This window comes from Candidatus Limnocylindrales bacterium, from assembly GCA_035559535.1.
In the GTDB taxonomy this organism is placed as follows: Bacteria; Moduliflexota; Moduliflexia; order Moduliflexales; family JAUQPW01; genus JAUQPW01.
Genome location: DATMBG010000033.1, coordinates 21881 through 36009 on the forward strand (window position 1 = coordinate 21881; position 14129 = coordinate 36009).

A 14129-nucleotide genomic window follows, 5' to 3' on the forward strand; every position below is an offset into this window, starting at 1 on the left:
TTCCTTTTCCTGTGACGAAAACCCGATGCCAGTGATGCCCCTTAGAATTTTAACGAAAATAAGCCTTCAAAACATACTCCTGCATCATTCGATGGGTATTAAAGAAAGAACCATTAAGGGCTATGGAATGGCGCATGACATCTAAAAAGCGATCCCGATCATGGTAAAAGAGGGGAATAATTACTCGCTCTAATTTGTCATAAAGGGAGGAAGCGTCCTGGGATCGATCACTGCTTTCCCCCATTCCCCGTCCATTTTCTCCAATGGACCATCCTGTTATTCCCTCAATGTGACCTTCAATCCACCATCCATCCAGAACACTGAGGCTTGGGATCCCATTGATTGCTGCTTTCATTCCACTTGTTCCCGAAGCTTCAAGGGGAGGTTGGGGGGTATTAAGCCACAGGTCGACCCCTGAGGTCATCATTTTAGCGAGCTCCATATCATAATTTTCAAGGTAAACAACCTTGACATCTCTCCGGAGCGCTTCTTTAGCTTGAAAAATTCGTCGGATAAGCTCCTTGCCACCTTGGTCCTGAGGATGGGCTTTTCCGGCATAAATTACTTGAAACAATCCGGTCCTTGATGAAATGCTTTTAAGCCGTTCAATATCTTGAAAGAGAAGATCCCCCCTTTTGTACAGGGTAGCACGCCTTGCAAAACCAACGGTTAAAACATCCACATCCATTCCAATATTGGTTTCCCGGTTCACATAGAAAATCAACCGCTTCTTCGCTCGGGTATGGGCTTCCCATATTTCCTGCTTGGGGATGCTCAGAGCATACCTGAGGCTAAAGTTGTCCTGTCTCCAACCCGGAATATAGCGGTCATAGAGTTCCTGGAAAGGTTTTGCCGCCCAGGTAGCTAGGTGAACTCCATTGGTAATGGCATCAATGGTATAACCGGCAAACATCAATTTTGAAACCTCTGCGTGTTTCTTTGCAACCCCATTGATATAATGACTCAGATTAAGGGCCAGGTAAGTCATATTGAGAAGATCATCGCAACAGAAAATCTCTTTCATGTCCATGTCAAAAACCTCTCGACGCCCAAGGACCTGGTCGACTAACTTCAGGGGGAACTTATCGTGCCCGGCAGGAACAGGGGTATGAGTAGTAAACACACATTTTGCCCTCACTGCTTCAATATCCTCGTGGGTGATTGATTTTCTGCCGGCTTTCTTTACTTCCTCATCTAAAAGCTCCAGGGTTAGCAAGCTTGCATGGCCTTCGTTCATATGAAAGCGCTCAATGTTTTTATAACCCAGAGCACGAAGCATTCTCACACCCCCAATTCCAAGAATTACTTCTTGACAAAGTCGATAGTGCTGATCCCCTCCATAAAGAAAATGGGTTAAAGTTCTGTCCCATTCAGAATTTTCCGGTAAATCTGTATCCAGAAAATAAACAGGAACTTTGAAGCCCCCAATGCCATTAACCTCATATCTCCAGGAGCGAAGTTGAACAGTTCGTCCTTCTAAGGTCACGGAAGTTCTCTGAGGCATCTCTTCTAAAAAATCTTCGACGACCCACTCCACGGGTTCTTCTCTTTGCCAGCCATTTGCATCAAGCCTCTGATAAAAATAGCCCTTCCGATGGAGAAGTGTGACTGCAACCATGGGCACATTGAGATCCGCTGCAGCACGAATGGTATCCCCCGCCAGTACACCCAGCCCTCCACTGTAAGTGGGTATACCGGCTTCAAGCCCTATCTCCATGGAAAAATATGCAATGGATCTCTGGTTGTTCATAGACTTTACTCCTTTACATTTTGATTTTGAGTTAATTCACATCCTTTGCCATCCCTTAACGGTTTACCAACATAAGATTTCATTGTCATTGGCACCAAATGCTTGCCTTTATCTTCCCTTCAACGAGGGATCTCAATCAGCAATAGCAATAAAATTGGCTTATTTAATTTTTGATTATGACGGTCTCTATCAGCTTATAAAATGTGATAGGTCAGGTAGAAGGTATCTGAATCCTGCTTGTCCTATAAAGGACGAAAAACCTGATAGCAGAAGTTTCATACAGACGCCTCCATGTGGAAAATGTTTGGATTGGCCTTTACGTAATCTAATGCGTAGGCCAGTTCCCCGGGTGTTTCAGCATGAACGGTAAACAGCGGCTGCCCCTTTTCGATGATGGAACCGAGGCGGGCATGTAATTCGAGACCTGCTGCCGGGGCATCTGGTGCACCGGCAAGCTTTGCGATTCGAGCCAGGCGACGATTATCAATACCAATAATACGACCTCCATATGGGGCTGTTACAACATGGGTATGGGTAGCGCAAGGAGGTTCACGCATGCCACCTTGGGCTTCGCAGATTGCCTGGAATTTACGCCAGGCACGTCCATTATTTAGGACCTCTTGGGCGACTTTCTGACCTTGACCTGAAGGAACACGGGACGAAAGTTCCAGGATATGACCGGCCAGCAGCAGCGCCCGTTCACGTAGATCTTGTGGAGCATCTCTTTCCCCACGCAATACAGAAAGTACATCCCGTGCCTCCAGGGCCGGTCCAATACGACGGCCCACAGGTTGTGAACCGTCGGTAAAGATCACCCGCACTTCCAAACCAACTTCACGACCGACCTCCACAAGATGATTGCTCAGGGTTTTAGCTGCTTCAGAGGTACGTACTTTGGCAGTGGGTCCTACGGGCATATCCAGGACGACATGGGTTGAGCCTGCAGCAGCTTTCTTGGATAATACCGAGGCGACCAGTTGTCCCTCGCTGTCGAGATCCAACGATCGCTCAACCCGAATCAGAATGTCGTCGGCGGGGCTTAAGCGAAGGGCTCCGCCCCAGACGATACATCCCCCCTCACGTTCTACCACCCGACGTATGCCTGCGGTATCAAGGTTTACAGGGGCCAGGGTTTCCATAGTATCGGCTGTACCGGCAGGGGATGTAATAGCCCTTGAGGAGGTCTTCGGAATGATCAAACCACAGGCTGCAATGATCGGCACCACCAGTAAGGTGGTGCGATTACCCGGCAATCCACCAACACTATGTTTATCCATGACCGGTGTATGCCCCCAATCGAGTCGTTCCCCCGCTTCAATCATCGCCCGCGTAAGGGCTATCATCTCCTGATGATCCAGACGATCCCCAGAACAGGCAGTAATGAATGCAGAGAGGTGAACATCCGAATAGCGGCCGGCCACAATGTCATATACGATAGTTTTCATAGCCATCCTATCAAGCCGTTTTCCATAGACCTTGGCACGTACATGGCTGAGGGATTCTACCGGTGCTGGATGAGATAGCACAACCTGATCCCCTTCCTGCGCTCCTAGAAGGCGCCATGCCGCCTCCGACAGACCAACCTCATCCAATGCTAACAGATCGGTGGTAACAACATTGAGTGTGGCGATAATCGAGCGATTACTATGATCAACCTGTACACGGGCCTGTGCTTCAAAGCCTTCCGAGCGGCACACATAGCAATCGCGATGCATATAAATAACCGCTTCTTGATAGGTATCGATACCCAGCCGGCGTAACCGCAAGGAACGGGTTCTATCGGTATGGGAAATACCCCCCATGCTGATTCCTCCCTAAAAGATTTCAATGCAGAAGGTTTCCCCATGAACTCTTCCTGGTTCCTTCGGGAAAAGCTGGGAATATGGATGGGTTATTTCTCTCCCCCCTTGCCTTTCATTTTTCATATCTTCTCGCCAAAGGGAATTTAAAGACATCTACTCTCCTCGCAAGTCCCATATGCACCAGGATAAGGTCTAAATAATAAAAACCAGATGGTAGACTTCATCATGGCGACAAAACCTTTTAACAATCCAACAAAAGGAGAAAGAGTGATGAAACAACTACTTAAAGATACAAATACCTTTTTTGAGGAATTATTGCAAGATCTACCCAAAGAGATGAGAGAGATGATCCGTGAGAGTTCAAGAAGGTAAGGTAGTTGTTTTTTAAAGTTCCATATTCTTTGACCCTCTCTTTTTTTCATGGCTGATGAGTTAAACCAGTTGTTCAAAATAAGCTTTCTCCTCGGTTAAGGTTCCACGACATATGAATCCTGCAAACAGAAGATCGGCAAAAGAGAAGAGCTTTTTTACGACTTCGAGCTATCCTCGGAAGTTATTCGAGGCCATCATCAATACCCTTTCGCCTTGAAAGAGCTGAGAGGGGTATTTCATTTAAAGGGGATCGAACCGAGGCATAGGTTTTGTATAGATAAACCCATTAGCAAAGTCGGTTATGAAGCGTTTTGGTTTTTTTGAAAAACTACAAGTAAGATAATCATGAAGCAAGTCCCCTTAACGACTCTCTTTGAGCAGTTACGTACTTCTGAGCGGGGTTTGACCAGCCAGGAGGCAAGTCGGCGCCTGGCTGAGATTGGTCCGAACGAACCGGTTCCCCCACGACGTACTTCTAGTGTTGTACAAATATTACTTTTCTTTGTGAATCCATTGACCGGTATCCTGCTGATCGCCAGCTTTGTCTCTGCCTTCCTTGGAGAACTCCTCAATGCTTCTATCATCGTCGTCATAGTACTGCTGAGTGTCATCCTCAACTTCATTCAGACCTACCGCTCCCAGCGTGCTGCTGAGCGACTTCGTGGACAGGTAGCCTCCCTAGCTACGGTCCTTCGTGATGGGAACTGGGTTGAGCTGCCCCGGCGTGAGTTAGTTCCAGGTGATATTATCCGCTTGACGGCCGGGGATCTGGTACCTGCTGATGCACGCTTACTTCAAGCCAAAGATCTCCACGTCCAGCAAGCTATGCTCACCGGAGAATCGTTGCCGGTTGAGAAGGAGGCCATCGATTTCAGTTTTGAGTCACAATCCCCCCTTGATGCGCGCAATATGGTGTTCCTAGGTACTTCGGTTGTAAGCGGAATGGCAACTGCGTTGGTTATTTCGACAGGTTCGTCGACCGCATTCGGTAATATTGCCGCACGTCTTACAGCCCGACCACCTGAAACCGAGTTTGAGCGAGGTATTCGAAAATTTAGTTTTTTGATTATGCAGACTGTTTTTTTCCTGGTGCTTTTCGTGTTCCTGGTAAACATTATCCTGCAACGAGATCCGCTGGAATCCTTACTCTTTGCCATCGCCCTGGCTGTCGGGTTAACCCCAGAGTTCTTGCCCATGATCACAACGATCACTCTCACACAGGGTGCTGTTCACATGGCGCGGCAGAAGGTTATCGTTAAACATCTGGCTGCCATTCAAAACTTTGGTAGTATTGATGTGCTCTGCAGCGACAAGACGGGTACTTTGACCAGCGGAGAGATGGTCCTTGATCAGTATCTTGACCCTCTTGGGAAGAGAGCTGAGAAGGTTTTCCTGCTTGCTTACCTCAATAGTTTTTACGAGACAGGAGTTAAGCACCCTCTCGACGCAGCGATTCTACGAAGGGGGAATACAAACCCCCTCGATACGGCTATCTTGCAGCATGATTACCTGGATGTGCGAAGATATCGCAAGCGCGATGAAATTCCTTTCGATTTTGAACGGCGACGGCTCTCTGTGGTAGTTGAGACCGATGGTGAGTGCTTGCTGATTACTAAGGGTGCCCCTGAGGGTCTCTTAGCTCTCTGCTCCACTTATGAAGTAAATGGACAGCGCTATCCCTTAGACCCACAGGCAAGGACGAAGTGTAAGGTCACGTACCAGGAGCTCAGTGCCCAGGGGTATCGCGTGCTGGCAGTCGCTTACCGACCTGTACCACCCCGAGAGGTCTATAGTGTAACTGATGAGATGGATCTGGTACTCGCGGGCTTCGTAACATTTTTCGATCCTCTTGTGGAGGATGTCCCTGATACATTGCAAGCACTCCACCGAGATGGGGTGAAGGTGAAGATTCTGACCGGTGATAATGAACTGGTTGCCCGACATATTTGCTCACAGGTAGGGTTAGAAGCAGGTCGTATCGTATTGGGAGAGGAACTTGACCGGATGAGCGACCCAGCGCTGGCCCACGTGGCTGACCAGGTCACGGTGTTTGCCCGTGTATCACCGGCTCAGAAAAACCGTATTATTCTCGCCTTGAAGCGTCGTGGTCATGTGGTGGGTTTTCTCGGGGATGGCATCAATGACGCTCCCTCCCTCTACGCCGCCGATGTTGGTATATCGGTTGCTACAGGAGTAGACGTTGCCAAGGATGCTGCGGATATCATCCTACTTGAGCGTGGTTTACAAGTCCTGCACAGCGGTATCATCGAGGGGCGCAAGGCCTTCGGCAATGTGATGAAATATCTACTTATGGGTACCAGTTCCAATTTCGGAAATATGTTCAGTATGGCAGGAGCCTCTCTGTTCTTGCCGTTTTTGCCCATGTTGCCGATGCAAATTTTACTCAACAACTTTCTCTACGACCTCGCCCAGGTGACCATCCCGACCGATAACGTCGACCCTACCTTTACCCATAAACCCCGACGCTGGAATATTTCCATCATCCGCGATTTTATGGTGTTCATCGGTCCAATCAGTTCCATTTATGATTTTCTGACATTTTTCGCGCTGCTGAAACTCTTCCATGCCTCAGAGACACTCTTTCATACGGGCTGGTTTATCGAGTCGTTGGTTACTCAGACGCTTGTACTCTTTATCATCCGAACAGCCGGTAATCCATTGCAGAGTCGACCCAGTTTCCCCCTGACGAGCACCACCCTTCTGGTAGTCTTCATTGGCATCCTGCTTCCATTCACCCCCCTGGCCGTCCCACTCGGCTTCACCCCGCTGCCGGGTACCTACTTTATCTTCCTTATCAGCGTAACGAGTACTTATTTGCTGCTCGTCGAGCTGGCCAAGCGTCGCTTGATGAGACCTCTTCTAAGTTGAGCCAACCCCAGGCTGTCCAAGTCGCAGAATTTAACTAACTGGTAGTTCCACTGTTTTTAAGTTGGTTCAAATCATACGCTAAGTATGTTGAGGGTATCCTCGCTTGCAGGGTGGAAGGGATTTAAATCAAGAATCTAAAAATTACGACGACGAACATGATAGGTTGGAAAGGTACCATATCCTTTGGCTAATGGGGTCTGTCCAACATAGTCACATCGGAATTCGCGAATTTGTCCCACCGCTGTTAGAGCCGCGAATACCTAGCTTGCATATACCCGACCTGGCGGCGTAATTGGCTCAAGCCGTGCGGCACGGATCACATGGGTGCTGGTACAGGCTGGCAGTTGGGTTACAGGATTCGTGTACGCATAGACTGGACCCGCATGCAGGGTGATTCGAAGGCTTAATTCTTTTCTATTATATACCCAGGGAAGACGACCACGCAAGGAATCCAGAGGCCCTGTTCGATACGCTTTTTATCATCCCCCCGGTACTCCATGAGGAGTCGAGCATTACAAGGGGTGGAACTGAGGTCCCCGGTACGGTTTTCATTCCTTACTTCCCTACCTCCATACCCCCCCACTTCCATACTTTCATAGTCCTTCGTGGATAAAAATACAAAAGTGTAGTAACTTACAGGAAGTATCTGCTGGGTCTTGGTATGCGGACGGATAATCCTGGTAAGTTGGCTAACTGTTCAGTCATGACTTTCTTTACCCTCAAATAAATAACTCGAATCCCTCTTGGACTATGTAGAGATCTTTTTGACAATTCCTCTAAAGAGTGTTATAAAAAGATAAATTAAGTCTAAAAAACAGTGAACCTTAATCCGTTATACCTTAAAAACTTGCATTCCCATCAACTTAAAGAGTATTTAGAAAAACTGTATCAACAGTACAATTCATCTTTCCTTTCCAACGATCCTTTAGAATTCGTGCACCGATTCCAGGATCCGCGGGATCAGGAAATTGTAGGATTGCTTGCTTCCTGTCTGGCGTATGGAAATGTAAAACAAATTCGGGCCAGTGTTCAAAAGATTCTGGCCGTTTTGGGAGAAAAGCCGTATCATTATGTTATCACGTTCAATCCAGAATTACAGGGAGCCGACTTCGATTCCTTTGTACATCGGTTTACCCAGGGAAAAGATATAGTTTGTCTGGTGTATTTGTTGCAACAGGTTCTCCTGAAGCATGGAAGCCTGGGAAATTACTTCCTACAAGGCTATAGTGCCCGGGAGAAAACCATACGGTCTGCTCTAACCCGGTTTGTAGAAGGCTTATTAAGGTTGCCTTTTCCAGGGGGTTATGTACGGCAGAATCGGATCTCCGAAGGAATCTGGTACCTGCTGCCTTCTCCTGCCGGTGGGAGTGCTTGTAAGCGGTTGAATTTGTTTCTTCGATGGATGGTTCGCCGGGGAGATCAGCTAGATTTGGGACTGTGGGTAGAGGTTTCACCCCGTCAATTGGTAGTCCCCCTGGATGTTCACGTAGGAAGAATAGCCAGGAACCTGGGTCTTACAACCCGAAAAACAGAGGATTGGAAAACGGCTGAGGAAATTACAGATCGTTTAAGAATGTTCGATCCAGAAGATCCGGTTAAATATGATTTTGCCCTCTCCCATATGGGGATCTCAGGAGATTTGATATTATGAAGATAAGGAAATATTCTCTCATAATCTTTATAGGATTGGTAGGGGGTGGGATAATGCCGATCTTCTCTGGAATCACAACGCAGGCCCTATCCGCCGAGCGAAGAGCCACCCATCGACCTCATATTGATCCCTCGACGGCCCGAATGGTGGGATTTGTTATTCTCCCCAATAAGGAACGAAGAGCGATTATCGATGCAGGAGAAAATAAACCGTATATTTTTAAACTTGGGGATGAAGTCATCCTGAGGAATGAATCGGCCAGAGTAGTAGAAATCACCGAAGATCAACTTGTTTTCGAGATAGAACCAACGGGAGGAAGTAACAAAGTACGAAAAACTTTGATAATTACCTCCCCGGAAACCGCGAGCAATCCCTAGAACGTATGGAGATTTCAGTTTCTCGTGTATCCAGGAAAATCTTATGAAGATAAGAACTCGATTTGCACCCAGCCCCACCGGACATTTGCATATCGGTGGGGCCAGAACAGCCCTTTTTAACTGGCTTTTTGCCCGTAAAAATCAAGGAATTTTCCTTTTAAGGATTGAAGATACAGACGTAGAAAGATCCACCCTGGAATCCGTGCAGGGGATTCTGGATGGATTGAAATGGTTAGGTTTAATCTGGGATGAAGGACCGTATTATCAATCTCAACGGCTTGAACTTTATCAACACCACGTACAACAGCTCTTACAGGCCGGAAAAGCGTACCGCTGCTACTGTACTCCTGAAGAACTGGAAGCGAAAAGAAAGCAGGCCCTTCAAGAAGGAAAACCTCTCCGATATGACGGTAAGTGTAGGGAATTGAAGGAAGAGCCTATAGGAAAACCCTTTGCCATTCGATTCAAAGCTCCCCAAACGGGCCGTATCCTTATTCAGGATCTAATTCGAGGTCCGATCACCTATGAGGTGACCGAGCTGGACGATCTCATTATTCAGCGCTCCGATGGAATGCCGACGTATAATTTCTGCGTGGTTGTAGACGATGTGACCATGGAAATTACCCATGTAATTCGGGGAGACGATCACTTAAATAATACCCCCCGACAGATTTTACTTTATGAAGCATTTGGGTATCCCATACCCCAATTTGCCCATGTTCCCATGATTTTAGGCCCGGATAAAACCCGACTCAGTAAAAGACATGGAGCCACTTCGGTCCTCGCCTATCGGGAAATGGGCTACCTCCCCCAGGCCCTGGTGAATTATCTGGTTCGATTAGGATGGTCCTACGGAGATCAGGAGATCTTTTCGGTACCGGAATTAATCGAAAAGTTCTCTCTGGAAAATGTAGGTAAAGCCCCGGCGGTTTTTAACCCGGAAAAACTCCTCTGGCTAAACCACCATTATATTAAAGCGACGGAACCGGCCGAGTTAGCAAGGTTGCTCATTCCCTTTCTGGAAAAGAAGGGTTTTAAGGTGGAGGAAGGACCCTGGCTAACCCGAGTGGTACAAACACTCCAGGAACGGAGCAAGACTCTGGTGGAGATGGCAGACCGGGCAGAATTTTATTTTCAGGAAACGATTCCTTATCAGGAAAAGGTCGTACAGAAATTTTTTAGGAAGGAAACGGTGGAAGCGCTACAGGAATTAATCCGGGACCTGGAACAGTTGGAATCTTTTGAAGAAAAAGAACTTGAGAAGATTTTCCGGAATATAATAGACCGAAAGGGACTCAAATTGGCAGATATTGCCCAGCCCGTTCGCATTGCTTTAACAGGTGGAACCGCAAGTCCAGGACTCTTTGAGATCATGGCGATCTTGGGAAAAGAACGGGTGCTAAAGCGGATAAAACAGGTTATTGAATTTTTTTATTCCCATCTGAATAGATAAACGGGAACAGAAACCTATACACTTTGCTTTTTAGGCCTGAAACATTTAAATTAAATAAAATATAAAATCCTGAATGAATCAGAGGGTTAAGCGAAAAAGCACCATTGTCTTCAGATAAACGCATTTAACCCCCGTTAATTTTAAACCAGGGAAAAACAGACGGATATCTCCTAAACATAAAAAATTAAGAAGAAAATAAATTAAGAAAGGAGTTTTTACAATTATGAGTACAACCGATTTTACTCCTCCTCCTAACTTTATTCGGGATATCATCGTGAAAGATTTGGAGACCAACAAGTATGGAGGCCGTGTGGCGACCCGATTTCCACCGGAACCCAACGGTTACTTGCATATCGGACACGCCAAATCCATCTGTCTTAATTTTGGTCTTGCCGCCGAATTTGGTGGGGTTTGTCATTTGAGGTTCGATGATACCGATCCTACTAAAGAAAGTATCGAGTATGTTGAATCGATTAAATCGGATGTTCGATGGCTTGGATTCGATTGGGGAGATCATCTGTACTATGCTTCGGATTACTTTGAGAAGCTATACGAGTATGCCGTACAACTAATTAAAAAAGGTAAAGCGTACGTTGATAGTCTTAGTGCAGAGGAAATCAGAGAATATCGGGGTACTTTAACGGAACCCGGTAGGGAAAGCCCATATCGGAATCGTTCGGTAGAAGAGAATCTGGATTTGTTCCGGCGCATGCGGGCAGGAGAATTCGAAGACGGAACCCATGTTCTTCGGGCAAAGATCGATATGGCCTCTCCCAACCTGCTTATGCGAGATCCGGTTCTCTATCGTATTAGACGGGTAACCCATTACAGAACCGGGGACCAGTGGTGTATCTATCCCATGTATGACTTTGCTCATTGTCTTTCAGATTCCATTGAACGCATCACCCATTCTATCTGTACCCTGGAATTTGAAAATAATCGCCCGTTATATGACTGGATACTTAATGAGTTGAATGTTGAATGGCATCCTCAGCAAATCGAGTTCGCCCGCCTTAATCTTAGCTATACGGTAATGAGTAAGAGAAAGCTTCTAGAATTAGTGGAGCAAGGATATGTTACCGGTTGGGATGATCCCCGGATGCCTACCCTGGCAGGTTTAAGAAGGCGTGGTTACACACCAGAGGCTATCCGGAACTTTTGTGAACGTATCGGAGTGGCCAAACGCGATAGTCTTGTTGATATTGCTCTGCTTGAGCATTGTATCCGGGAGGACTTGAATAAGCGGGCTCCACGGGTTATGGCCGTGTTGAAGCCGCTTAGGGTTGTGATTGTTAACTATCCGGAAAACCAGGTGGAAGAGTTGGAGGCTTTAAACAATCCGGAAGATCTGAGTATGGGGTCCAGAAAGGTTCCTTTCTCGCGGGTGCTGTATATCGAACGGGATGATTTTCGTGAAAACCCCCCGAAAGAGTTCTTCCGATTGGCTCCAGGTCGTGAGGTACGCCTGCGATATGCTTACTATATCACCTGCGTAGACGTGATTAAGGATGAACGAACCGGCGAAGTGATCGAACTTCGCTGTACCTATGATCCCAAAACCCGAGGGGGTGGATCTCCAGATGGACGTAAGGTTAAAGCAACTTTACATTGGGTCTCGGCGCCCCATTCTCTGGAAGCCGAAGTACGTTTATATGATCATCTCTTTCTAAAACCAAACCCCAGCGATGAAGAAGATGGTTTAGATTTTAAAGCGCATTTGAATCCGAACTCATTGATCACATTGAAATCATGTCGGATAGAACCCAGTCTGGCAGGTGCGGTACCCGGAAGTCATTATCAGTTCGAGAGGCAGGGCTATTTTTGCGTTGACCCTGATTCTTCCTCTAAAACCCTCGTCTTTAATCGAACAGTAGCACTGCGAGATTCATGGGCTAAGATCGAGAAAGCTCTGCAAGGAAAGTAAAGAAGAAGGACGGGAGCAGGGAAGGAGCGGGGGGTATGGGAGTATGGGAGTATGGGGGTGTGGGAGTATGGAAGTGGGGAAGTATATGAGAATCTACATCCATACTCCCATACCCCCATACTCCCTTTCCTTCCTGGTTTAAAAGATGCGGAATATAAAATTTATTCTTCTCGTTATTATTTTATCAGGTTTTGTCGTTTTAGGCCTGGCAGGATCCGAGGATAAAAAAGATCTGGAAGAGCTGAAGGCCAATCAACAGGCTATTCTCCAAAGGTTAGAAAAGCTGGAAAAGGGACAGGAAGAGATTACCTCCCTACAAAAGGAGATTTTGGCGAAACTGGATCACATTATTCGGGAAGAGGCTTCTGTTTTTCCTCCGCTTCGCAAAGCACTGGAAGCCAGAGAAGCTAACGAAGTTGATTACTCGAAAGTATATACCATTCCCCTTGGGAATTCGCCTGTAAAAGGACCGGATTCGGCTTCCATTACCATTGTGGAATTCTCAGACTTTCAATGTCCTTTCTGTAATCGGGCCACCCATGTGGTGGATCAGGTTTTAAAAACCTACCCCGATAAAATTAAATTTGTCTACAAACAGTTTCCTATTCCCAGTCTTCATGAACATGCTATAAACGCTTCTAAAGCCTCGCTGGCTGCCCATAAACAGGGGAAGTTTTGGGAGATGCATGATCTCCTGTTTAAGAATTCCCCAGAACTCCAGGAGGAAAAGCTCATGGAGTATGCACAAAGCTTAAATTTAGACATGGAGCAATTCAAAAAAGATTATGCCTCGCCAGAGATAGAAGAAGAGCTACAAGAGGACATGAAGTTGGGAGAAGAAGTAGAGATTCGGGGAACCCCGACTTTCTTTGTAAATGGGAAACGATTACCTTCCTGGTCCTTTGACACTTTCCAGAAGGCTATTGAAGGGGAATTGGATAAAAAATAAATAGCCCTTGACAGTCTGATGAGAAGAAATTATATTTTTGCAGATCCTTGTTGAGGAGTAGATCAATTGGTAGATCACCTGACTCTGGATCAGGGGGTTGCAGGTTCGAGCCCTGCCTCCTCAGTTATAATTTTAAGTTTCTGCCACGGGCTATCATTTCACTTACAAAATTCGATTGAAACCCTTATCCTTTTTCTATGAGGGTTTTTTTGTCTGAAATCTAGAAGATGGCACGCGGCAGATAACCCTCCAAAGCTTCCAACGTTGTCGTGTAGTGAATGACCTTCTCTTCAATTTCACAAGCCGGAGGTGTCTGACCACCCTCTTGATCCCAAATCCGCTGAATTGCAGCATCTCGGAATTGTACCCAATTCGGATCGTCCGAAGCTATTTTTTTGATCTGTTGGAGAATTTTTTGAATGGTTTCTTCATCTAAATCCGGTGAGAACTCGACAAGGATCCCATCCTTGTCCTGAAGAGCTTTCAGGGTTCGTTGGATCTCCTTTTCTGAGGAGATTTTCCAGCTCCAGATTACAGGGACGCAGTCTTCCAGATTCTCTAGCCACTTCGGGTCTATTTGATCCTTTTGGTGCCAGGGGAGCACGATCACAAATTGAGTGGAATAGATGATATTTTCTTCATAAGAGGAAAATAAGTAATATCGATTCAAGAAGTGATCTGGATTGGAGACATAGACCAGAAGTTCCTCCAAAATTTCAACGGGGAAGGGGGTTTCGGTCTCCAGGACTATGCTAAAGATTCCATGGGGATTTGCCTGTACAAGAGGAGAGAGAAAAGCTTCTATCAAGCTGGCTTCGGAAGAAAGGTTTTGGCATTTAAACCAGGCCGTGAAACAGTTGGCAATATGAGTTTTTAAGTTTTCGGCCAGGTTTTTCATTTGAGAAGGGGTTTGGATCTGGCCATCCAGCTTAAGGATCACCTTCGTAACCGGGTAGTTCATA

General features: G+C 46.5%; 10 protein-coding genes and 1 tRNA gene. 7 read left to right on the forward strand and 4 right to left on the reverse strand.

What is annotated here, in order from left to right; all coding sequences use genetic code 11:
* Positions 1-49 precede the first annotated feature (49 nt).
* Positions 50-1750, reverse strand: a complete 1701-nt coding sequence (gene glgP / locus VNM22_10575) for an alpha-glucan family phosphorylase (protein HWP47596.1) — start codon at positions 1748-1750, stop codon at positions 50-52.
* Between the two features lie 275 nt (positions 1751-2025).
* Positions 2026-3552: a thymidine phosphorylase family protein gene (locus tag VNM22_10580; protein HWP47597.1), complete on the reverse strand. Its 1527-nt coding sequence runs from the start codon at positions 3550-3552 to the stop codon at positions 2026-2028.
* A gap of 717 nt (positions 3553-4269) precedes the next feature.
* Here VNM22_10580 and mgtA point away from each other — a divergent pair.
* The gene (gene mgtA, locus VNM22_10585) at positions 4270-6813 is read left to right on the forward strand and encodes a magnesium-translocating P-type ATPase (GenBank protein HWP47598.1); all 2544 of its coding nucleotides are present in this window, start codon (positions 4270-4272) and stop codon (positions 6811-6813) included.
* 260 nt (positions 6814-7073) lie between these two features.
* Here the strand turns inward: mgtA and VNM22_10590 are convergent, their stop codons facing one another.
* Complete coding sequence (locus tag VNM22_10590; protein HWP47599.1) at positions 7074-7259, reverse strand: hypothetical protein; 186 nt, start codon at positions 7257-7259, stop codon at positions 7074-7076.
* Positions 7260-7630: 371 nt separating this feature from the next.
* On the opposite strand from VNM22_10590, the gene VNM22_10595 reads away from it, so the two are divergent.
* The 6 genes from VNM22_10595 to VNM22_10620 all read left to right on the forward strand — a co-directional run bounded on the left by VNM22_10595 (position 7631) and on the right by VNM22_10620 (position 13291).
* Entirely contained in the window at positions 7631-8464 is an 834-nt protein-coding gene (locus VNM22_10595; GenBank protein ID HWP47600.1) for a TIGR02757 family protein, read from the forward strand.
* Positions 8461-8841, forward strand: coding sequence for a hypothetical protein (locus VNM22_10600; GenBank protein ID HWP47601.1), 381 nt, complete (start codon positions 8461-8463; stop codon positions 8839-8841). The genes VNM22_10595 and VNM22_10600 overlap by 4 nt, the downstream gene beginning before the upstream one ends.
* 43 nt (positions 8842-8884) lie before the next feature.
* Entirely contained in the window at positions 8885-10294 is a 1410-nt protein-coding gene (gene gltX, locus VNM22_10605) for a glutamate--tRNA ligase (GenBank protein ID HWP47602.1), read from the forward strand.
* Between the two features lie 223 nt (positions 10295-10517).
* A complete protein-coding gene (locus tag VNM22_10610; GenBank protein ID HWP47603.1) occupies positions 10518-12218 on the forward strand; it encodes a glutamine--tRNA ligase/YqeY domain fusion protein in 1701 nt (566 codons plus the stop codon).
* A 145-nt stretch (positions 12219-12363) separates the two neighbouring features.
* Complete coding sequence (locus VNM22_10615; protein HWP47604.1) at positions 12364-13167, forward strand: DsbA family protein; 804 nt, start codon at positions 12364-12366, stop codon at positions 13165-13167.
* Positions 13168-13218: 51 nt separating this feature from the next.
* Positions 13219-13291: transfer RNA gene (locus tag VNM22_10620), tRNA-Gln, on the forward strand.
* A 96-nt stretch (positions 13292-13387) separates the two neighbouring features.
* On the opposite strand, the gene VNM22_10625 is transcribed toward VNM22_10620, so the two are convergent.
* Complete coding sequence (locus VNM22_10625) at positions 13388-14128, reverse strand: hypothetical protein (GenBank protein HWP47605.1); 741 nt, start codon at positions 14126-14128, stop codon at positions 13388-13390.
* Position 14129 lies beyond the last annotated feature (1 nt).